Source organism: Halomonas sp. C10-5 (genome assembly GCF_057169305.1).
The window spans coordinates 3,235,414-3,255,445 of sequence record NZ_CP175665.1; the positions used below are offsets into that span (position 1 = coordinate 3,235,414).

The 20,032-nt window shown below is 65.3% G+C and carries 21 protein-coding genes; 7 read left to right on the forward strand and 14 right to left on the reverse strand.

Going from position 1 to position 20,032, the window contains the following annotated elements; all coding sequences use genetic code 11:
* Nucleotides 1-44: 44 nt before the first annotated feature.
* Entirely contained in the window at nt 45-2,069 is a 2,025-nt protein-coding gene (locus ACJ7IV_RS15170) for a TRAP transporter permease (RefSeq protein ID WP_483865076.1), read from the reverse strand.
* An 81-nt stretch (nt 2,070-2,150) separates the two neighbouring features.
* Nucleotides 2,151-3,170 (reverse strand): TAXI family TRAP transporter solute-binding subunit, encoded by a 1,020-nt coding sequence (locus ACJ7IV_RS15175; protein ID WP_483865077.1) that lies wholly within the window; start codon nt 3,168-3,170, stop codon nt 2,151-2,153.
* 213 nt (nt 3,171-3,383) lie between these two features.
* Here ACJ7IV_RS15175 and ACJ7IV_RS15180 point away from each other — a divergent pair, with 213 nt between their 5' ends.
* A complete protein-coding gene (locus tag ACJ7IV_RS15180) occupies nt 3,384-4,169 on the forward strand; it encodes an IclR family transcriptional regulator (RefSeq protein ID WP_483865078.1) in 786 nt (261 codons plus the stop codon).
* Here the strand turns inward: ACJ7IV_RS15180 and ACJ7IV_RS15185 are convergent.
* Nucleotides 4,142-5,443 carry an MFS transporter gene (locus ACJ7IV_RS15185; RefSeq protein WP_483865079.1) on the reverse strand — a complete coding sequence of 434 codons (1,302 nt, stop codon included), beginning with the start codon at nt 5,441-5,443 and terminating at the stop codon, nt 4,142-4,144. The genes ACJ7IV_RS15180 and ACJ7IV_RS15185 overlap by 28 nt on opposite strands.
* Nucleotides 5,444-5,550: 107 nt before the next feature.
* On the opposite strand from ACJ7IV_RS15185, the gene ACJ7IV_RS15190 reads away from it, so the two are divergent.
* From ACJ7IV_RS15190 to ACJ7IV_RS15215, 6 genes are read left to right on the forward strand one after another with little or no spacing between them, the layout of a single operon-like run.
* The gene (locus ACJ7IV_RS15190; protein WP_483865080.1) at nt 5,551-6,327 is read left to right on the forward strand and encodes an enoyl-CoA hydratase/isomerase family protein; all 777 of its coding nucleotides are present in this window, start codon (nt 5,551-5,553) and stop codon (nt 6,325-6,327) included.
* Nucleotides 6,324-7,934: an acyl-CoA mutase large subunit family protein gene (locus tag ACJ7IV_RS15195; protein ID WP_483865081.1), complete on the forward strand. Its 1,611-nt coding sequence runs from the start codon at nt 6,324-6,326 to the stop codon at nt 7,932-7,934. The genes ACJ7IV_RS15190 and ACJ7IV_RS15195 overlap by 4 nt, the downstream gene beginning before the upstream one ends.
* A 31-nt stretch (nt 7,935-7,965) precedes the next feature.
* Nucleotides 7,966-8,361, forward strand: coding sequence for a cobalamin B12-binding domain-containing protein (locus ACJ7IV_RS15200; protein ID WP_483865082.1), 396 nt, complete (start codon nt 7,966-7,968; stop codon nt 8,359-8,361).
* Nucleotides 8,358-9,536, forward strand: a complete 1,179-nt coding sequence (locus ACJ7IV_RS15205) for a CaiB/BaiF CoA transferase family protein (protein WP_483865083.1) — start codon at nt 8,358-8,360, stop codon at nt 9,534-9,536. The genes ACJ7IV_RS15200 and ACJ7IV_RS15205 overlap by 4 nt, the downstream gene beginning before the upstream one ends.
* 3 nt (nt 9,537-9,539) lie before the next feature.
* Nucleotides 9,540-10,466, forward strand: a complete 927-nt coding sequence (locus tag ACJ7IV_RS15210; protein WP_483865084.1) for an ArgK/MeaB family GTPase — start codon at nt 9,540-9,542, stop codon at nt 10,464-10,466.
* Between the two features lie 43 nt (nt 10,467-10,509).
* Nucleotides 10,510-11,079: a cob(I)yrinic acid a,c-diamide adenosyltransferase gene (locus ACJ7IV_RS15215; RefSeq protein ID WP_483865085.1), complete on the forward strand. Its 570-nt coding sequence runs from the start codon at nt 10,510-10,512 to the stop codon at nt 11,077-11,079.
* A 311-nt stretch (nt 11,080-11,390) separates the two neighbouring features.
* On the opposite strand, the gene phnP is transcribed toward ACJ7IV_RS15215, so the two are convergent.
* Genes phnP through phnE form a run of 11 tightly spaced genes read right to left on the reverse strand, consistent with a single transcriptional unit; the run spans nt 11,391 to nt 20,032 of the window.
* Complete coding sequence (gene phnP / locus ACJ7IV_RS15220) at nt 11,391-12,170, reverse strand: phosphonate metabolism protein PhnP (RefSeq protein ID WP_483865086.1); 780 nt, start codon at nt 12,168-12,170, stop codon at nt 11,391-11,393.
* Nucleotides 12,167-12,709, reverse strand: coding sequence for a ribose 1,5-bisphosphokinase (phnN, locus tag ACJ7IV_RS15225; RefSeq protein WP_483865087.1), 543 nt, complete (start codon nt 12,707-12,709; stop codon nt 12,167-12,169). Before phnN ends, phnP begins: the two co-directional genes overlap by 4 nt.
* Nucleotides 12,709-13,857, reverse strand: a complete 1,149-nt coding sequence (locus tag ACJ7IV_RS15230) for an alpha-D-ribose 1-methylphosphonate 5-triphosphate diphosphatase (RefSeq protein ID WP_483865088.1) — start codon at nt 13,855-13,857, stop codon at nt 12,709-12,711. Before ACJ7IV_RS15230 ends, phnN begins: the two co-directional genes overlap by 1 nt.
* Complete coding sequence (phnL, locus tag ACJ7IV_RS15235; RefSeq protein WP_483865089.1) at nt 13,854-14,603, reverse strand: phosphonate C-P lyase system protein PhnL; 750 nt, start codon at nt 14,601-14,603, stop codon at nt 13,854-13,856. Before phnL ends, ACJ7IV_RS15230 begins: the two co-directional genes overlap by 4 nt.
* An 11-nt stretch (nt 14,604-14,614) precedes the next feature.
* Nucleotides 14,615-15,403, reverse strand: coding sequence for a phosphonate C-P lyase system protein PhnK (gene phnK / locus ACJ7IV_RS15240; RefSeq protein ID WP_161431778.1), 789 nt, complete (start codon nt 15,401-15,403; stop codon nt 14,615-14,617).
* On the reverse strand, nt 15,400-16,254 hold the full coding sequence (locus ACJ7IV_RS15245) for an alpha-D-ribose 1-methylphosphonate 5-phosphate C-P-lyase PhnJ (protein WP_483865090.1): 855 nt from the start codon (nt 16,252-16,254) through the stop codon (nt 15,400-15,402). Before ACJ7IV_RS15245 ends, phnK begins: the two co-directional genes overlap by 4 nt.
* A complete protein-coding gene (locus ACJ7IV_RS15250) occupies nt 16,251-17,405 on the reverse strand; it encodes a carbon-phosphorus lyase complex subunit (RefSeq protein ID WP_483865091.1) in 1,155 nt (384 codons plus the stop codon). Before ACJ7IV_RS15250 ends, ACJ7IV_RS15245 begins: the two co-directional genes overlap by 4 nt.
* Nucleotides 17,390-18,025, reverse strand: a complete 636-nt coding sequence (gene phnH / locus ACJ7IV_RS15255) for a phosphonate C-P lyase system protein PhnH (RefSeq protein WP_483865092.1) — start codon at nt 18,023-18,025, stop codon at nt 17,390-17,392. Before phnH ends, ACJ7IV_RS15250 begins: the two co-directional genes overlap by 16 nt.
* 2 nt (nt 18,026-18,027) lie before the next feature.
* On the reverse strand, nt 18,028-18,483 hold the full coding sequence (phnG, locus tag ACJ7IV_RS15260) for a phosphonate C-P lyase system protein PhnG (protein ID WP_483865093.1): 456 nt from the start codon (nt 18,481-18,483) through the stop codon (nt 18,028-18,030).
* On the reverse strand, nt 18,480-19,223 hold the full coding sequence (phnF, locus tag ACJ7IV_RS15265; protein WP_483865094.1) for a phosphonate metabolism transcriptional regulator PhnF: 744 nt from the start codon (nt 19,221-19,223) through the stop codon (nt 18,480-18,482). The genes phnG and phnF overlap by 4 nt, the downstream gene beginning before the upstream one ends.
* A gap of 23 nt (nt 19,224-19,246) precedes the next feature.
* Nucleotides 19,247-20,032, reverse strand: a complete 786-nt coding sequence (gene phnE / locus ACJ7IV_RS15270; RefSeq protein ID WP_483865095.1) for a phosphonate ABC transporter, permease protein PhnE — start codon at nt 20,030-20,032, stop codon at nt 19,247-19,249.

Consider the following 20,032-nt stretch of genomic DNA (forward strand, 5'->3'; position numbering starts at 1 on the left):
CGATACACCCATCGCCAATATCAAGGCTGTCTGGATCCTTGCACTCACAAGGTATTGCAGTCATTTGGTTTACCTTGTCTCGCTGGTGCGCATTTGACACGGTGCCATGCCACACCCGCCACCACGGCCGCCAAACCGACGGCATCGATCCAAAGCCCCGGCGTCACCATGACGATAGCGCCGACACCGATCAGCAGGCGCGGGCCAACGCCAAGACGCTGCCCCAGCTGGCCGATCGCCGCCACCGACACGAAACCGATCCCGACCAAGGCACTGACCACGGCAAGCGCGATGGTCATGGGATCCCCGGCCAGAGTCAGCTCGGGGTTGAGGATGAACAGGAATGGCAGCAGGAAGAGACTACACGCCAGCGTCAGGGCGAAGCGCGCGGTGCCGAGGAAGGTACCGCCACTGATGGCAATGGCGGCGAATATCCCGGCGGCGACCGGTGGGGTGATCGCCGACACGCTGGCAAAGAAGTAGAGAAAGAGGTGCGAAGGTAGGCGATCGAAGCCCAGATCCAGCAGCGGCGGTGCCAGCACGGCAGCACCGACGGCATAGGCGGCCGGGGTCGGCATGCCCATGCCTAGGATGATCGCCAGCGCCATGGTCAGCAGCAGCGACACGAACAAGTAGTCACCACCGATAGAGAGGATCACCTGAGACAGCGTCACCCCAAGGCCTGTCAGGTTGATGACCGACACCATGACCTGGGCGGCGGCGATGATCATGGCGATATACACCACGCTGATAGCGGCGCCGAAGAGCCCCTCGTGGGTGGCCTTGGCCAGGCTGGCGACACGCCCGCCAACTGTCGCCTCCCTCGGGGGTGGCGCTACCACCTCCAGCCCCGCCAACTCCCGCGAACAGTCGCTGGCCTGGCTCTCGAGCTGGCGATTGGGCAACAAGGCACCGAGCGCCATCATCACGATGATCGACACCAGCGACCAGAAGACTGCGGTCTGGATGGTGTAGTGCTGCAGGATAAAGAACAGTAGCACCCCGATGGGCAGCAGCAGGTTGAGCATGGCGAGCGGTTCGAAGGCCTCGCGACGACTCGGAATCAGCGCAGGGGGCAGCGCCTCGAGGCCATAGCGGCGTGCCATCAGGTACACCCCCAGCAGCAAGGCCACAAAGAACAGCACCGAGGGCACCAGGGCGGCCTTGACTACATCGAGGTAGGGAATCCCCAGCAGCTCGGCCATCAGGAAGGCGCCAGGGCCCATGATAGGCGGCATGATCTGCCCGCCTGTGGACGCCACCGCTTCGATGGCACCCGCCAAGTTGCGATTGAACCCCAGCCGCTTCATCAGTGGGATCGTCAACACCCCAGTACTGGTGACGTTGGCCACGGTGCTGCCGTTGATCATGCCCATGAAGGCGCTGCCGATCACCGCCACCATGCCGGCACCACCACGCAAACGTCCGCCCAGGCGCATGGCGATTCGGATGAAGGTATCACCGGCACCGCTGACGTTGAGCAACGCGCCCAGGATCAGGAACAACGCCACCACCGTGGCCGAAATGCCCATCAGGGTCCCCAGCAGACCGTTGTTGCCGATGTAGAACACATAGATCATGCGATCCAGTGACAGCCCGCGATGGCCAAAGGGATCCGGCAGGAAGGGGCCGTAGTAGGCATAGGCACAGAAGAACAGGATCAACCCCACAAACATCCAGCCCAGCGTGCGACGCACGGCCTCCAGCAACAGCAGGAACAGAGTGACCCCGAAGACCTTCTCGATTCCCTCGTTGACGAACCAATTGCTCATCACGATGGCGTCGTAGTTGACGAAGATGTACGCCAACAGCACCACACAGGCCAGCGCACAGGGAAGGTCGATCAGCCACAATTGCAATCGTGGGAAACGGCTGTGCCCCTGATAGAGGAGAAACACGAAAAACAGCGCACCTCCCAGATGGATAGCGCGCTGCTGATAATTGGGTAGCGTCCCCACCCCGGCGGTAACGACATGAAACAGGATCCAGGCAAGGGCAAGGCCACTCACCAGCCAACCGGCAGCACCTGTGAATCGGCGCAGATGGGTCACGCGCTCGTCTGAGCTCATGCAGAGACTCCCGATGTCTCGATCTCACGAAGCATGGGCGGAGCATTCGCATGCCCCGCCCATTCGATCACGCCCTGGTGGTCACTCGGCGTATTCCGGCGGAATGAGATGCTCGGGAACCTCATGCCCCTGCTCTTCGAGGTAGCGCACCACCCCGGCATGCAGCGGTGCCACGCTGGCATTGAGAGTCAGCTGCATCGGATCGACCGCGGCGGCAGGTGCATACCCATCGGCGGCGGCCTCGATACCGGCCTCGGAGAAGGCCCTGGCCACGATGCCGTATGCGGTTTCTTCATCCAGCGCACTGGTGGTATTGATGCCGATACCGGTCTGGATGGTAATCAAGGGGTTCTGCTGGTCCCCGTAGTAGTCCTTGGCATCGATCTCCCCCACACTGAAGTAGGGACGCGCGTCGGCCACTTGCTGCGCCTGCGCCTCGGTCATGGAGAGCAGCCGAACCGGACGCGATGAGTGCGCCTGCTGGATGTAGCCATCGGGATGCAGACCGGCCTTGACGAAGGCATCCAGGCGCCGGTTCTGATAGGCATCAAGAGCATCGCTGGCACCGGCACGATAGAAATTGGGCTCGATACCGAGGATCTCGAGTGCCGTTTCGGTCTGACCTTCGGTGGCGGTGCCACGGCCGCCAGAGTTAAAGTCCAGCCCGTTGAGATCCTCCAGTGACTGGACCTCGGATTCGGCTGCCACGACCCAGTTCAGCGGCAGCGGGGCGAAGAAGTAGAGGGTGCGAAGATTCTCGGCTGGCGAGCCATAGGGCTCGGCACCTTGGCTAGCCTGGTGATCCGACGAAGTCACCGCGATGCCCATATCGACCTCGCCGCGCAACAGAGCCTGGGTCGAAGCCGAAGCACCACCTAGCTCCTGGACGCTCATGTTGACGCCCTCGACGTTCTCGTTCCAGTCGGATACCACAGCGACCTGATAGGAGTAGAAGGCCGAGCCGCTATGGGTGCCCCCCATGGCCAATCGCGCTTGGGCCTCGGCGTCGGCAGGCCCCAGGCCGAGCGCGACCAGGCCGGCGACACCAAGGGCCAGGGCGCTACGCCCTGGGGGGAAACGATCATTACGGTTGGAAGGCATTGTTATTGTCCTCTTCTCTGGCGTGATGCGGTTACTGATCTCGAGCCATCAGGTTCCGAGCCTTGAGCTGGTGGCCTTTCTCCTTCAGGCCCTAATCCTTGCAATACAAACCTAGCAGGTTTTCTCCCCTGTGTAATACTATTCATGAGTGTGAATCAACGAAGCGGATACGTTCGAGCGACACGATCGCACCAAGCTGAAAAGGACACTTCCATGAAGACAACGCCCCTGGGCAGCGACGGCGACCTACCCACTCGACGCAGGCCGGAAAGCGTCAAGACGGCGGTACGTACCCTGCAGCTGTTCGAGGCCTTCGCCGAGGACCAGACCCCATTACCGCTGACCGACTTGGCCAAGCGCCTCAATGCCCCCATCAGCAGCTGCCATGCCCTGGTCAAGACACTGCAGAACATGGGCTATCTCTACGTGCTCGAACAGCGCAAGCGGGTCTACCCCACCAAGCGGCTGCTGCAGATCGCCGACGCCATTGCCTCCCATGATCCGCTTCTGGAGAACGCCGCCCCGATCCTTGAGGAGCTGCGCGATACGCTTGGCGAGACCGTTATCCTAGGCAAGCGCCAGGGCGACAGCGTCGTCTACCTGGAGATCGTGGAAGGCACCCACACCGTGCGCTACGCCGCACGGCCCGGTGACGCCAAGCCACTGCACTCAAGTGCCATCGGTAAGGCCATGCTCGGCGAAAACTCCTCTGCCTCGCTGCCGGAGCTGCTGGACCACATCACGCTGGACGCCGTCACCTCGAGCACCATCACCAGTCGCGAGCAGCTCCTCGACGACATCTGCAATGGCCAGCGGCGCGGCTACTTCGTCACGCGAGGAGAAAACGTCGAGGACGTGATGGCGATCGCGGTCGCCCGCCATGTGTTTGGAGAAACCCTTGGGGTGGCCATCGCCGGTCCCATGGATCGGATGACGCGTCACTACGAGCGCTACTGCGACGTCTTGATGCGTCACTGCGACCGGCTATCGGCGCTTTGAGCCTGACGTTCAGAGGGACTTCTAGTGGCCTGACGCAGACAGCCAAGCGCCAGTACTGAGGCCACCGCCGGCAGCAGGAAACCCATAGAATAGCTGCCTCCGAAGCCCACTATCAGGCTGAAGAGTGCCGGCCCGGTCAGCACGCCCATGTAGGTCAACACGAGCACCGCGGCTGTCGCCTCGCCAACCTCAGCGTGGGGGCTGCGACGTGCCACTTCGGAGAGATACACCCCGTTCCAGCCGATGGCCGTGGCGCCCGCGGCACTCAACACAAGCACCACCAACCATACCGGCGTCGTGGTGCCAAGCGTCGATACCAGGAGGAACAGCAGCAGCATCACCACCGCCAGGCCGCACAGCACCGGAATACTCCGGCCTATCCGGTCAGCCAGTATGCCCCAGCCCACTCGCCCGAACACGCCGGAGGCGTGCACCACCGACATGATCACCCCGGCGGTCACCAGTGTGATCAAGAGCTCCTCGACCATGAAGGCCACCGTAAAGCTCAACAGCGACAGCTGCGCCGCGGCAAGGCAAAACCCCGTCATCCCCAACCACAGAATCGGCGGACGCCGATAGAGCACATTGAGGCTGCCCAGGCCCTGCAGCGGCGCCGAGGGTGCACGGTCGCTATCCCACTGGCGCCGCCGCCACTGCAGCAGGCCGCCACTCACCAACGCGGCAACGGCAAGCGCCCCGAATGCGGCTTGCCAGCTCCACAGCTGCGCCACAGAGGGTCCCAGGGAGCCCGCCAGCACCCCACCCAGAGGCACCCCGGACTGTTTGATGGAGTAGAGCAGATTACGCTGATGCGCCGGGGTATAGCGTGCCAGCAGCTGGGCAGCCGCCGGATTGGTCATGCCGTACGCGACGCCAAGCAGCAGCGTGGTCACCAAGAGGGTCGCCGGCGAACCGCCCATGGCCAACGCACACCCCAGCATCACGAGCAGCATGGCCAGCTGGCTGGTGCGACAGGCGCCCAGCCTCTTGGCCAGGGAGCCGGCCTGCAGCGACGTCACCATCGCCACCCCGTACAGCAGGCTCACTTGCATGCCCACAAGGCCCGTGGGCAGACCGAAGTCGGCGGCGATACGCGGTGCCAGCACCGGCACCATCAACATGGCGGCGCTAGTCAGGGCCTGCACCCAGGTGGTGGCGCCCACCACCAGCAGTGTCTCTCGCCATGGGACACCTTGTGGCGTCGTTAACGACTGGGCCTCCTGTGACGTCTCATCCCGTGTCCTTGCTTCCTGCGTACTTTCCTCCTGCCTCATTCCAGCCTCCCCGCCGCGCCATTCCTTGACAGAAAAATTCACATACGAGTATGTTTGTTCATAATGCGGAAATAAACAACACCAAACAGACTTCCGTGGAGCCCTACATGGCCAATCACCTGCTCTTCGATGCGCAGGGTCCTCTGCTGAGGATCACAATCAATCGCCCCGAAAAACGCAACGCTCTCTCCCGCGCCGTTCTCCAGGAGCTGGCCGAGGCCTTTACCCAGCAAGCCGGCAATCGTGAATGGAAGCTGGTCATCCTCAGTGGTGCCGGCGACAAGAACTTCGCAGCGGGCGGCGACCTCCGCGACCTCTCCCAAGTACGCAGCGAACAGCAGGCCGCCGACATGAGCCATCAGGCACGCCGGACCCTGGATGCCATCAGCCGTTTTCCCGTCCCGGTTATCGCCGCCCTCAACGGTGACGCCCTGGGCGGGGGTGCTGAATTGGCCGTCGCCTGTGACTTCATCGTGGCGCCTTCCACCAGCCGCATCGGCTTCATCCAGGGCAAGCTGAATATCGCCACCGCCTGGGGTGGTGGAAGCCGTCTGATGCAACGCGTGGGTGCCACCGCGGCACTGCGCCTGCTGGCGCGCTCAGAACTGCTTCAGGCCGACGCAGCCCATCAGCTGGGGCTGATCGACGCTGTCGCCGAGCCGGGCGAGTCCCTGGAGGCATGTCTGGATACTTTCACCCGCCCCATGCTCGGTCAGGCGCCTCAGGTGCTTCGCGCCTTCAAGGCCCTGGCATTGGGCCAGCACCAGGGACTGACGGCGAACGAGATGCGCGAACTCGAGACCCACCATCTGGTGACCACCTGGACCCACCCCGACCACTGGGCGGCCGCCGACAAGATCCTGAACGCGAGGAGCTCATCATGAGCGCAGACAGCCAGCGCACACCACCGATGCCCGAGCCGCACACCGCCTCGGGCATCGAGATCCCGGAACGCATCACCCCGGACATGCTTCGCCATCCTGATCCTGGCGCGCCCGGCGAGCCGCCCTACACCCGCGGCATCTTCGCCAATGGCTACCGGGGACGGCTGTGGACCTTCCGCCAGTACTCGGGCTTCGGTACCGCCGAGGACACCAATGCGCGCTACCGCTTCCTGCTGGAAAGCGGCCAGACCGGCCTGTCGGTGGCGCTGGACTTGCCCACCCAATGCGGCTTCGACCCCAACGATCCGATGGCACGCTCGGAAGTCGGCAAGGTCGGGGTCTCGCTCTCCAACCTGGCCGAGGCCGAGATCCTGTTCGATGGGATCGACCTGAGCGGTATCTCGACCTCCTTCACCATCAATGGCACCGCGGCGATCATCTACGCCATGTACTGTGCGGTGGCCGACAAGAAGGGCGTGCCCCGCGAGAAACTCACCGGGACCATTCAGAACGACATCCTCAAGGAGTATGTGGCCCGCGGGACCTGGATCTTCCCGGTGCGTCCCTCCATGCGGCTGATCTCTGACACCATCCTGTTCTCCAATCGCGAGACCCCGCGTTTCAACCCCATCAGCATCGCCGGCGCCCACGTCCGTGATGCCGGCGCCACCGCGGTGGAGGAGCTGGGCTATACCCTGGCCAACGGCCTGGCCTACGTCGATGAACTCATACGTCGCGGCGGCGATGCCACCAAGTTCGCCAACCGCTTGAGCTTCTTCTTCTACGTCCACATGGACTTCTTCGAGGAGATCTGCAAGTTCCGCGCAGCCCGCCGGCTGTGGGCCAAGCTGCTTGAGGAGCGCTTCGGCATCACCGACCCCAAGGCGCAGCGTTTCCGCTTTGGCGTGGTGTGCGGCGGATCGTCACTGACCGCCGCTCAGCCGTACAACAACATCGTGCGCGTGGGTATCGAAACCCTTGCCGCCACGCTGGGTGGCGCCCAGTCGGTGTTCACCTGTGCCTACGATGAGGCGTTCCAGATTCCCACCGAGTTCAGCGCCGAGATTGCCCTGCGTACCCAGCAGATCCTGGCCTACGAGAGTGGCATTTCGAAGTCCGTGGACCCGCTGGGGGGAAGCTACTACGTCGAGTGGCTGACCGATCGCATGGAAGAGGAGACACGCCGAATCATCGAGGAGATCGACGACTACGGCGGCGTGGAGAAGGCGATCGAGGATGGCTACCTGCAGGCGCGTATCGCTGAGCGTGCCCACGAGCGCAAGCAGAAGGTCGATAGGGGGGAGACGGTCATCGTCGGCCAGAACTACTTCCGCCGCGACGACCAGACCGATGACTTCGGAGAGGTCTTCAAGGTGGACCCGCAGGCGGCGGAGCGGGTGCAGGAGAAGTATCGGCGGCTGATGGCGGAGCGCGATCAGGTGAAGGTCGACAGGACCCTGAAGGCTCTCAGTCAGGCGGCGGCCAAGGACGACGAAAATATCATGCCCTACCTCATCGACTGCTGCCACGCCTATGCCACGGTGGGCGAGATGGTTGCCACGCTCAAGTCGCAGTGGGGCGAATTCCAGGAGCCTATCCGGCTCTGACCCTTTTCGCCCACTAACCGGGAGATACCCCATGAGCTTGAAAGGCAAGAGAATCCTCATCGCCAAGCCTGGCCTGGACGGTCACGATGTGGGCGCCAAGGTGATCGCCCTGGCGCTGCGCGATGCCGGTGCCGACGTCATCTACACAGGCCTGCGCAAGAGTGCGGAGTACATCGCCAAGGTCGCCGTCGACGAGGACGTCGACATGGTCGGCCTCAGCATGCTCTCCGGCAGCCATATGGAGCTGGTCAGCGAGACCATGCGTTGTCTGGCCGAGTACGAAGCCCAGGACATCAAGATCTTCGTCGGCGGCACCATTCCGGAGAAGGACCGCGACGCCCTGCTACAGGCGGGCGTCAGCGGCGTCTTCACCTCGGAGATGCCCCTCGACGATGTCATCCGCGCCATCGAGCAGGAGGTCGCATGACCGCCCCAGACGCTTCCCGAGGCCCCCTCGCCGGGATTCGCATCCTCGAGGTTACTCACATGCTGGCCGGACCCTACTGCGGGATGCTGCTGGCCGACCTCGGCGCTGAGGTGATCAAGATCGAGGCCCCCGGCAAGGGCGATATCGGCCGCCAGATCGGGCCGAACTACATCGGGCCGCACAACACCTACTTCGCCAGCCTCAACCGCAACAAGCGCAGTGTCAGCCTCGATCTCACTAGCGATGAGGGGCAGCGGCAGCTGGGCGAATTGGCGGCGACCTCCCATGCGCTGATCACCAACGTGCGCCCGGCGGCGATTCGCAAGCTCGGCCTCAGCTACGAGGCCCTGCGCCATCACAACGAACGCCTGGTCTGCCTGGCGCTGACTGGCTTCGGGCTCGAGGGGCCATTCGCCGACAAACCCGCCTACGACTACGTCATCCAGGCGCTCGCCGGGGTGATGGCAATGACCGGGGACCCCGCTGGTCCGCCGGTCAAGACCGGCTACTCGGTGGTCGACAACTCAGCCGGCATCATGGGGGCGCTGGGGCTGACCGCAAAGCTGGTGGAGGGCAAGGGGGGCCAGGTCGATGTGTCGCTCTACGACACCATGATCTCGCAGCTCAACTATCTGGCCAGCGCCTATCTCAACGCCGGGCAAAAGGCCCGGCGCTACCCGGGAGGCGGCCATCCCTATATCGTGCCGGCACAGATCTTCGCCACCCGCGATGGGCACCTGGCACTCTTCATCACCCACGACGGCTTCTGGGCCGACTTCTGCCATGAGGTTGAGCGCAGCGAATGGGTGACCGATCCGCGCTATGCCACCATGACGGCGCGAACCGCCAACCGTGAGGCGGTGATCGCCGACGTCCAGGCGGTGCTTGCCGAGCGCAACACCGATGAGTGGGTCTCCCGCCTCTCGCCACTGGGGGTGGTGGTCGCCGGGGTGCAGAGTCTGGAAGACGCTCTGGAGTCCGAGCTGACTCGCTCGCGCCAGATGGTCGTCTCGGTGCCCACGGCACACGGTGAACTCCGCCTGGTGGGCAACCCCATCAAGCTGCAAGGCCAGCCGACCCACTACGCCCCACCACCACTGCTGGATGAGGATGCCCAGTCGCTGGACGAGCTCGACTGGAAACTTCAGGTGCACCCCAACGCCCGCGGAGGTTGAACCATGTCGCGTCTTGCTCCTCCTCAGCGTCGCGCTCTCGGGCGCGAACTCAGCCGCCTCGCCGATGCCTCGGTGGCCGAAAGCCTGGCTGCACAAAACCTGGCCGACGAGAGCATACACGCCACCGCGGTCGGCGCGGCGCGCATCGGTTTCACTGGGGCGCCGGGTGCCGGCAAGAGCACCCTGATCAGCCGGCTGGCCAAGCGGCGCCTGGCAGGCTGCCGAGACGACGGCGGCGTGGCCATCCTCGGCATCGACCCGACGAGCCCTCTCTCCGGCGGTTCCATCCTCGGCGATCGCATCCGCATGGACGCCATCGCCGGTGAACCCGACCTCTATATCCGTTCACTGGCCAGCCGCAGCTCCAACGATGGGCTCGCCGACAACGTGCTCGACCTGATCGAGGCGGTGGAACGCTACGGATTCCATGAGGTGCTGCTGGAGACCGTGGGCGTAGGCCAAGCCGAGCATGCCATCCGCCACTCGGTAGATACCCTGGTCATGGTGATGCAGCCCAACGCGGGGGATGCCATTCAGGCGATGAAGTCCGGGATCCTTGAGCTTGCCGATATCTATGTGATCAACAAGGCCGACCTCACCGGTGCAGCCAAGAGCGCCTCGGAGATTCGCGGCATCGTGCAGCGCCGCCATTCTGAGTCGGCGTGGATGCCACCGGTCATCAGCGTGAGCCAGGCCGCCGACAAGGGGCTCGAGACGCTGGATGCCGCCATCAGCGAACACCTTGCCTGGCAGGCGCAACACCGGGAGGCGCAGGAGGTGCAGCGACAGCGCCGCCACTACCATCTGCAGTCGCTCATCGTGCGCCGCGTGGCCGAGCTGCTCGACCAGCGGCCCGAGCTGCTCGATGCCAAGACCCCGAAACAGCGCTACACCCGGCTGGTCAAGGCGCTCGGCGAGGACGCCGAGTAAGGGCGCGGGCGCTATCGCAGAACAGGTTGGCGAGGAGTCATCGATGGTCAAGCTCAACAAGATCTACACGCGCACCGGCGACAAGGGACAGACCGGACTCGGCAATGGTGCACGGGTGCCCAAGCACGACCTCCGCGTCGCCGCCTATGGCACCGTGGATGAGGCCAATGCCGCCCTGGGCGTTGCTCGCTTTCACGCCGACGACGAGTGGCAGGCCTTGCTCGGCCGGCTCCAGAACGACCTGTTCGACGTGGGGGCCGACCTGTGCACCCCGGAACAGGCCGACCCACCCTATCCGCCGCTGCGCGTCTCTCCCGCCCAGGTGACCTTCCTGGAAAGCGAGGTCGATCGGCTCAACGCCCACATGGCAGCGCTGCGCTCCTTCGTGCTGCCGGGCGGCACGCCGCTAGCCGCCCACCTGCACCTGGCACGCACGATCACGCGGCGTGCCGAACGGCTGATCAGCGAGGTCGTAGAGAGTGCCCCCGAGCACCTAGAGGCGCTTCGCTACATGAACCGCCTGTCCGACCTGCTGTTTGTCATCGCGCGTGCGGCCAACGACAACGGCGAAAGCGATGTGTTGTGGGTGCCCGGCGCTAACCAGGTAAAATGAGCGCTGCGGTGGTAACGTGATGGGGCTTGCGATAAAAGGCGACAATGCACGCCCAACTTTCCATCGCAACTCTCATCACCTGACCCTATGCTGTGCATCTTGCTTCACTCAGTGACGTTCTCTCCTCTCCCAAGCTCTGGTTCTGCTCAGACTGGTGCCGACCAGAGCCCGTGAACAGATGGAAAGCCCGCACCCTACCATGACATCCCCGGACAGCGGCAAGACGGCGGCGATACCGTCTGCCCCCGAGATTGCCAACAGCGAGGTGGCCAAAGACTTCGGCCCCATACCCATAGCGTCCACTCCCGATATTACCCCGTGGGGATCGACGCACAGAACAGATTCACCTCCTCACCGTCGTGTGCCACGCGCACATTGGCCGGAAAAGCGCAAACCCCCTCGATCAACTCCCGGTCTAGCTCGTGGCTGATGTGGGTCAGATAGGCCATCGGCACCGCCAGCCGATCCATGATCTGCACGGCAAGCGCCGGGGTATTGTGGTTGCGGGGTTCATTCACGCGACTTGGGTATCCACAGTCCAGCACCACCACGTCCGGCTGCCATTCACGCAGGAAGCGCTCGGTCGCCCCAGGCAGGCCACAGGTGTCGGTCAGGTAGGCCAGCCGCCCTCCCCCATCCTCCAGGCAGTAGCCCAGCGTCGGCTTACTGTGGTTGAGCGGGACCGGCGTTACCGTCAGCGACGGGAGCGACAAGGGCTTGAAGGGCTTGAGAGGCACCTGGAAGTCGAGCACACCGGGATGACGATAGAGGTCGGCACATCCCTGTGAGTCCTTGGGGCCATAAACCGGGATCGACTCGCCACACCCCCAGCGCAGATGTAGAAGCCCCTGCACGTGGTCGGGGTGGTAGTGGGTGAGCAGGATGGCGTCGGGGCGATGTCGCTGGCAGCGCTCGGCCAGGTCCATCTCTCCGGCATCCAGCAGGTAGCGATGTCCGTCGACCTCGACCTCGGCGCTGCAGGGCCCGCGTCGGGCGCTGGTGATCACCCGCGCCCTTGCACATGCGGTACAGTCACAGCCGAAGCAAGGCACCTGGGCGCTGTCGCCGGTGCCGGAGAAGCGAAACTTCACGCCATGACCTCCCCGTCCACCAGCCGCTCCAGGGCCGCCAGGGTGCCATCCAGTGGCCCCCCATTATCCAGGCGCGACACCTCCGGCAACGCATCACGCAGCTCGCGATGGCGGGCCAGTCGGGATTCGATCTCGGCCTCGTCCTCGCGCCCGCGGCGTCTTAGCCGCCCGCGCAGGACCTCGTCCGAGGCAATCATCACCACCGGCGTCAGCGCCGCACCGAAACGCGCCCTGGCCGATGGCAACGCACGCCGACTGCCGTTGACCAGCACCACACGATCGCGTGCCAGCCAGGCGTCGAGTTCGATGCCCAGGCCATAGTGGAGGCCATGGGCCTCCCAGCTCAGGGCGAACAGGCCCGCGCGCTGTCTGGCCATGAACTCCTCGGGTGTCAGGGCGACACTGTTCTCCGACGCCCCACTCTCCCGTGTCACGTAGCGGTGGGCGACAAGCCACTCGGGATAGCGCTGACGCGCGGCGGCCAGCAACGTGTCCTTGCCCACACCACTAGCCCCGACCAGATAGATCAGCCGGCCCATCAGTGCACCTGCCGTCCGGCGCACCACACCCGCTGGACCAGCGGATGATCGTCCACCACCCGCACACGCAGCAGGTCGGCCCGAAGGCCTGTGGCCAGGCGTCCGCGGTCCTCCAGACCCACCGCCTGCGCCGGAGTACGGGTGGCCGTGGCCACGGCCCGGGGCAGCGAGTAGCCGCCTTCCGTGGCGGCAATGCGGAATACGGCATCCAGCAGCGCCGCCGGGTAGTAGTCCGATGACAGCACATCGAGCACGCCCAGGGATACCAACTCCGCCGCGGCGATATTGCCGGAGTGGGAGCCGCCGCGGACCACGTTGGGCGCGCCCATCATCACCGCCAGCCCGTGACGGTGGGAGGCCTCGGCCGCCTCGCGCGTGGTGGGGAACTCCGCCACCCGGGTGCCGTACTCGACGCTCTCGGCGACGTGCTCGATGGTGGCATCATCATGGCTGGCCAGGGCCAGGCCACGCCGATGGCAGGCCGCGGCGATGGCCTGACGGTTGGTACTGCTGTAGCGGGCGCTGTTGGCCAGCTGCTTCTCGATAAAGGCCTCGAGCACCTCATCGCTCATCCGGTGCTTGCCCTGATAGTAGGTGCGGTAGGCATCGAGGCTCACGAACTGACGCTGCCCCGGGGCATGATCCATGAGCGACACCAGGCCGAGAAGCGGCGAATCGGCCAGGGACTCGAAGCGCTCCAGGGTGGCTGGCTGACAGACCTCACAGCGCAGGTGGAGGCGATGGTCGATGCGGGCCATTCCGTCATCCATGATCGCCTGCAGCGAACCGACCATCTGCTTGAGCGCGCCCTCGCGCATGCTCTGTTCGTCGATGTCACCGATCGAGAGTGCATCGAACACCGTGGTGATGCCGCTGGCGGCCATCTGGGCGTCATGGGCCAGTGCCGCGGGCCGTCCCGGCCAGGCCACCTTGGGGCGGGGCTGGAAGTACTTCTCCATGTTGTCGGTGTGCAGCTCGACCATGCCCGGCATCAGGTAGTCGCCGTCGCAGTCCACCGCAGAGGGTATGGCACTCAGGCCGGTATCCACGGCTGCAATGCGTCCATCACGAATCACCAGGGAGCCCTGACACACCTCGTCATCGAGGATCAGCCGGGCGTTGGTCAGCACCTGTTCGGAAGCACTCATGAGCGAATCTCCTCGGCATTGGCTGGCGTGGAGGCAAGGGCCGCCCCCATGTGTGGCGTCAGGGACAGCAGGCGGTCGGCCACGCGATCGCGCACGTCCTCATCGTGGAAGATGCCCAGCAGGGCCGCGCCACGCGCCTTGGCTTCCTGGATCAGTTGCACCACCACCTCACGGTTGGCGGCATCCAACGAGGCGGTGGGCTCATCCAGCAGCAGCAGCGGGTGCTCGGCGATGAAACCGCGAGCAATATTGACCCGCTGCTGCTCGCCGCCGGAGAAGGTCCCCGGGGGCAGGCTCCACAGTCGCTCGGGCAGGTTGAGGCGGGCCAGCATCGCCTCGGCACGCACTCGCGCCTCGGCCTCGTCCACGCCACGCGCCAGCAGCGGCTCCATCACCACCTCCACCGCCGGCACCCGCGGCACCACGCGCAGGAACTGGCTGACATAGCCGATCACGTCGCGGCGTAGGGTGTGCCAGGCGTGGGCGGGCAGCGTGTCCAGCGACAGGTCACCGTCCTCGAAGTGCAGGCGCAGCGTGCCGCCGGTGACGCGGTAGCTGCCGTGGAGCATCTTGAGCAGCGTGCTCTTGCCGATGCCGCTGGGCCCGGCGAGTACCAGGCACTCGCCGGGGGAGAGAGTCAGCGACAGGTCGCGCATCACCTCAAGGGTCATACCGCCCTGGCCGTGAAGCACGAAGGCCTTGTGCAGGGCGTCGACGCTGAGAAAGGGTTGCGTCAGGGATGTCATGGCGGGCCTCCTCACGGGGTCAGGACCGACGACACCAGCAGCTGCGTGTAGGCGTGCTGGGGATCGTCGAGGATTTGGTCGGTCAGGCCGGTCTCCACTACCTGGCCACGGCGCATCACCATCAGGCGATGGGCCAGCAGGCGGGCCACCGCCAGGTCATGGGTAACCAGAATCACCGAGAGGCCAAGCTCGCGGACCAGGGTGCGCAACATGTCGAGCAGCCGGGCCTGCACGGAGACATCCAGGCCCCCGGTGGGCTCGTCCATGAACACCAGGTTGGGACGGGTGACCAGAGTGCGGGCGATCTGCAGGCGCTGCTGCATGCCGCCCGAGAAGGTCTTCGGGGCGTCATCGATACGCCGTGGATCGAGCTCGACGCGCCCCATCCAATCCTGGCCGGCGGCACGCAGTTGACCGTAGTGGCGCTCGCCCAGGGCCATCAGGCGCTCGCCGATGTTGGCGCCGGCCGAGACGCCCAGGCGCAGGCCGTCGCGGGGGTTCTGGTGCACCAGGCCCCACTCCATGCGCAGCAGGGCCCGGCGGCGGGCCTCACCGATGGCATAGAGATCGAGCTCGCCCTCGTGGCTGTGATAGACCACCTGGCCTGCATCCGGCCGCTCCATGCCGGCCAGCAGACGCAACAGCGTCGACTTGCCGGAGCCGGACTCGCCGACAATGCCCAGCACCTCGCCACGGTGCAGGCGTATATCGATGGCCTCGCAGCCCTTGCCGGGGCCGTAGAGCCGGGAGACGCCGCGCGCTTCGAGCAGTGTGGCGCGATCAAGGTCGGGACGCTTCATGCCACCTCCTCGGTGCGTGACTGGCAGTAGTCCGTATCGGAGCAGACGAACATCCGCCCGCCCCGGTCGTCGGTGATCACCTCGTCGAGGAAGGTGTCGCGGGCCCCGCAGATGGCACAGGGGTCGTCCCACTCCTGGACCTCGAAGGGATGGTCCTCGAAGTCCAGGCTCTCCACTCGGGTGTAGGGCGGGATGGCGTAGAGACGCTTCTCGCGGCCGGCGCCGAACAGCATCAGCGCCTCATTCATGTGCAGCTTGGGGTTGTCGAACTTGGGGATCGGCGAGGGATCGGTGACGTAGCGTCCGTCCACCTTGACCGGATAGGCGTAGGTGGTGGCGATATGGCCGTGGCGGGCAATGTCCTCGTAGAGCTTGACGTGCATGACCCCGTACTCCTCCAGGGCGTGCATCAGCCGGGTCTCCTCCTCGCTGGGCTCGATGAAGCGCAGCGGCTCGGGGATCGGCACCTGGAAGATCAGCAACTGCCCCTGGCGCAGCGGCTGTTCGGGGATGCGGTGGCGAGTCTGGATCACGTCCGCCTCACCGGTGGCCATGGTGGTGGTGACACCGGCCACACGCTCGAAGAAGGCGCGGATGCTGACTGCATTGGTGGTGTCGTCGGCGCCCTGGTCGATCACCTTGAGCACGTCGTCCTGACCCAGGACGCTGGCGGTCAGCTGCATGCCACCGGTGCCCCAGCCATAGGGCATCGGCATCTCGCGTCCGCCGAAGGGCACCTGATAGCCGGGGATCGCCACCGCCTTGAGGAGGCCCCGACGGATCATGCGCTTGGTCTGTTCGTCCAGGTAGGCGAAGTTGTAGCCGCTGGCGGTGGGGTCGCTCGCCGTCATGCTTGCTGCTCCTTGACCGGATCGTTGTGAGAGGCACGTGGGGTGACGTTATCGGCCTGGGTGTCGACGTCGCTGCCGGCAACTTCGGTGCGCGTGGCGTGCTCGCGGCGCAGCCGTCGCAGCAGTTCCAGCTCTGACTGGAAGTCGACGTAATGCGGCAACTTCAGGTGGGAGACGAAACCCGCCGCCTCGACACTGTCGGCGTGGGCGAGCACGAACTCCGCCTGCTGGGCGGGGCCGGTGGCCGTCTCGCCCAGCTCCTCGGCTCGCAGTGCGCGATCGACCAGCGCCATGGCCATGGTCTTGCGCTCGTTGTGACCGAAGGCCAGGCCGTAGCCACGGGTGAACTGGGGCGCGGTCTCCCGCGAGCCGCCGAACTGGTTGATCATCTGGCACTCGCTGATCTCGATCTCGCCGATACACAACGGCGCATCGCACTCCTCGACAGCGATCTCGACCTCCACGGTGCCCAGGCGAATCTCGCCGGCGAAGGGGTGGTTGCGGCCATAACCTCGCTGAGTGGAGTAACCGAGTGCCAGCAGGTAGCCCTCGTCGCCGCGAGCCAGCATCTGCAAACGGGTAGCGCGGTCCACCGGGAAGTCGGGGGGATCACGGGTGATGTCGTAGGGCTCGGCGCCGTCATCCTCCTCGCGCTCGATCAGCCCCTCGGCGTCGAGCATCTCCAGCACCTGGGGGCAGCCAGCCAGGGTCTCTTCGGCCTCCGTCGGCGGCGCCACCTCGGCGTTGGCCAGCTGCAGGAAGTCCAACAGGCGGTGGGTATAGTCGTAGGTCGGCCCCAGTACCTGACCACCCGGAATGTCCTTGTAGGTGGCACTGATACGACGTTCGATGCGCATCGCGGCGGTGTCCAGCGGCACTGTCTCGGCCAGGCGCGGCAGCGTGGTGCGGTAGGCGCGCAGCAAGAAGACCGCCTCGACCATGTCACCGCTGGCCTGCTTGATGGCAAGTGCGGCGAGCTCGGAATCATAGAGTGAGGCTTCGGCCATCACCCGTGATACGGCCAAGCGCAGCTGCCCCTCGACCTGGGGCACTTCAAGCTCCGGCGTATCGCGAGGGCCACGGCGGCGATCGGCGAGCCAACGGTGGGCGTTGGCGATGGCCTGCTCGCCCCCCTTCACGGCGACATACATACGTCGACCTCCTCTGAAGCAGAACGGGTAATACGGGTGCTGCGGGGGACGGCGGCAAGTCGGGTGCCGCAGGTGAGGATGGCGTCGAGCCCGCGCGGGAAACGGGCGCGATTGGCGGCGAGCCGCATCATCAGCGCCTCACCACCCTGCCCCACATCCAGTCGCCGTCGACCGGGAATGCCGGGGCCACTCAGGGTCCACGGTCCCGCAGCATCCAGGCAGTCGAGCACTACCAACAGGGTGGTGCTGCGGTCCGGATAGGTGTCGCTGCCTTCCTGGAAGGCGGGCGCCTCACACTCAGCACTCCCTTCCAGGGTGGCGGGAATAACCAGGGCGAAGTCGGCCTCTTCGGGACGATCGGTCTGCCGCGCGCCGGTGTGGAAGGTCAGGGCCTCGCCGAGGCCGGCGGCATTGAGCTCGGGGGACACCCAGACCCGGGTGTCGAGATCGCACAGGGTCAGCAGCGTAGCCCAGCAGGCGGTGCCGATGGCGGCTCCAGGCGGCGCCAGCGGGGCACCGCTCACCTCGGCGAAGGTGCCGGGCTCGGCCATCGCCGAGAGTAGCTGGCGATAGACCCGCTGGCTGTCGTGCACCGGAGTGTCGAAGGCGTTCCAGCGCATGGTTACTCTCCCCTGACCATGGTGAAGAAATCGACCCGGGTCGCCGCGGCGCGTCGGGCCTGTTCATGGCGTTCGGCGTCAAGCGCTTGCTCCAGCGGAGCCACCAGCCCCTCCTCGATGTCGGCCTGCCATTCACGGCGCTTGGCACAGGCATCCACTAGGGCAATGAGCTCGGCATGACGAGTGTCACGCCCCTTCACCCAGCCATGTCCCAGCTCCGTGTCGGCGTCGGTAGCCACTCCGTCATTCATGAGCTGGACGCTGGCCCGGGTCAGAGTCATCTCGCCCAGGTTGAAGGCGTTGCCGGTGCCGCCCATGCGGCCGCGCACCATGGCCATGCCTACCTCGGGGCCGCGCACGCAGCGGTAGTCGGGGGTAATGCCCAACCGCGCCCATTGCTCGGCCAGGCGCTCACGGGGGGTCAGCGCGAGAATGCGCTGACGTCGTGCAGAGGTCATGCAGACACCTCGTCAGTCAGTGAGTCAGGGAAATCGATGTGATAGGCCAGCCGATCGGCCCGGGCGCGGCTGATCGAGACCTCGACCAGGCTGCCGTCGGCATCCACGTTGTCACTGGTCAGCTGGAGCAGCGGCGCCTGATGGGCATAGCAAAGCAGGCGTTGATCCTCGCGATCGGCGCTGCTGGCCTCGATGCGCACGCGCTTGCGGTGCAGTCGCAAGCCATAGTGCTGATCAAGCAGGGCCCTAGTGGACCCACCGCGATAGCGCTCAAGCCAACCAGGAACGCGCTCGGGGTCGAACCAGTGGCGCAGGCGCATGAGAGGCGCATCGTCCACCCAGCGCAGGGTATCCACGGCGATCAAATGTGAGTCGGCGGCCAGGCCGAAACGCACGGCGACACCTTCGGGTGCTGGCGTCAGCGCCTGGTGCAGGCACTCGGTGCGCGAGGCGATGCCGCGCTCGGCCAGATGGTGAGTGACCTTGCTGGCGGCACTCACTGCGTAGTCGAGTCGGCGGTCGACGACCAGAGTACCGAGGCCCTGATGGCGGGTGACGAGACCCGCCCGTACTAGCTCGTCGAGCGCCCGGCGCACGGTGTGGCGGTTGACGCCGAAACGCCTGGCCAGGTGGGTCTCACCCGGCAGCCATTCGCCGGGCTGGAAGTGCGTACGCACCTCCTGGGCCAGGGTGTCGGCCAGTGCCTGGTAGCGGGGCTCGCGAAGCGCTTGTCTAGACATGTTGGCTCCTGAAAAGAAGCGCTTCAGATGAAGCGCTTGCGAACCTGTTGCGAAATCATGTCGAGCAGCGTCACGGCGACGATGATCACCAGCAAGATGGTGGCTGTCTCGGTGTACTGGAAACCACGCATGGTTTCCCATAGCGCGACACCGATGCCGCCACCGCCGACCATTCCCAGCACGGTGGCCGAGCGGATGTTGGACTCGAAGCGGTAGAGGCTCACCGAGATCCACAGCGGCAGCACCTGGGGAACCAGCCCGAAGATGATCTCTTCGATACGCCCGGAACCGGTCACGCGTACGCCTTCCATGGGGCCGGCATCACTGGCCTCCACTGCCTCGGAAAAGAGCTTCGACAGCACCCCGGTGGTATGGATGAAAAGCGCCAGGGTGCCGGCGAAGGGCCCCAGGCCCACGGCCACCACGAAGATCATGGCGAACACCAGCTCGTTGATGGCGCGGCAGGCATCCATCAGCCGGCGCATCGGCTGGTGCACCCACCAGGGGGCGAGGTTCTCGGACGAGAGCAAGCTGCAAGGCACCGCGCAGATCACCGCCAGCAGCGTGCCCCAGATGGCGATCTGGATGGTGACCAGCATCTGCTCGATGTAGTGGCTCAGATTGCCGAAGCTGGGCGGGAAGAAGTCGCCGGCGAGCTCGGCCATGTTGTCGGCGTTGGCGACCAGCTGGCCCGGCTGCATCTCGGCGCCTTGCCAGGCCCAGCTGAGCACCGCCAGGGTGAGGCCCCAGCCGATCAGCGTGCTCCAGCGGCGTCGCGGCGGCTGAGCATCCAAGGTGGCTTGTTGCAT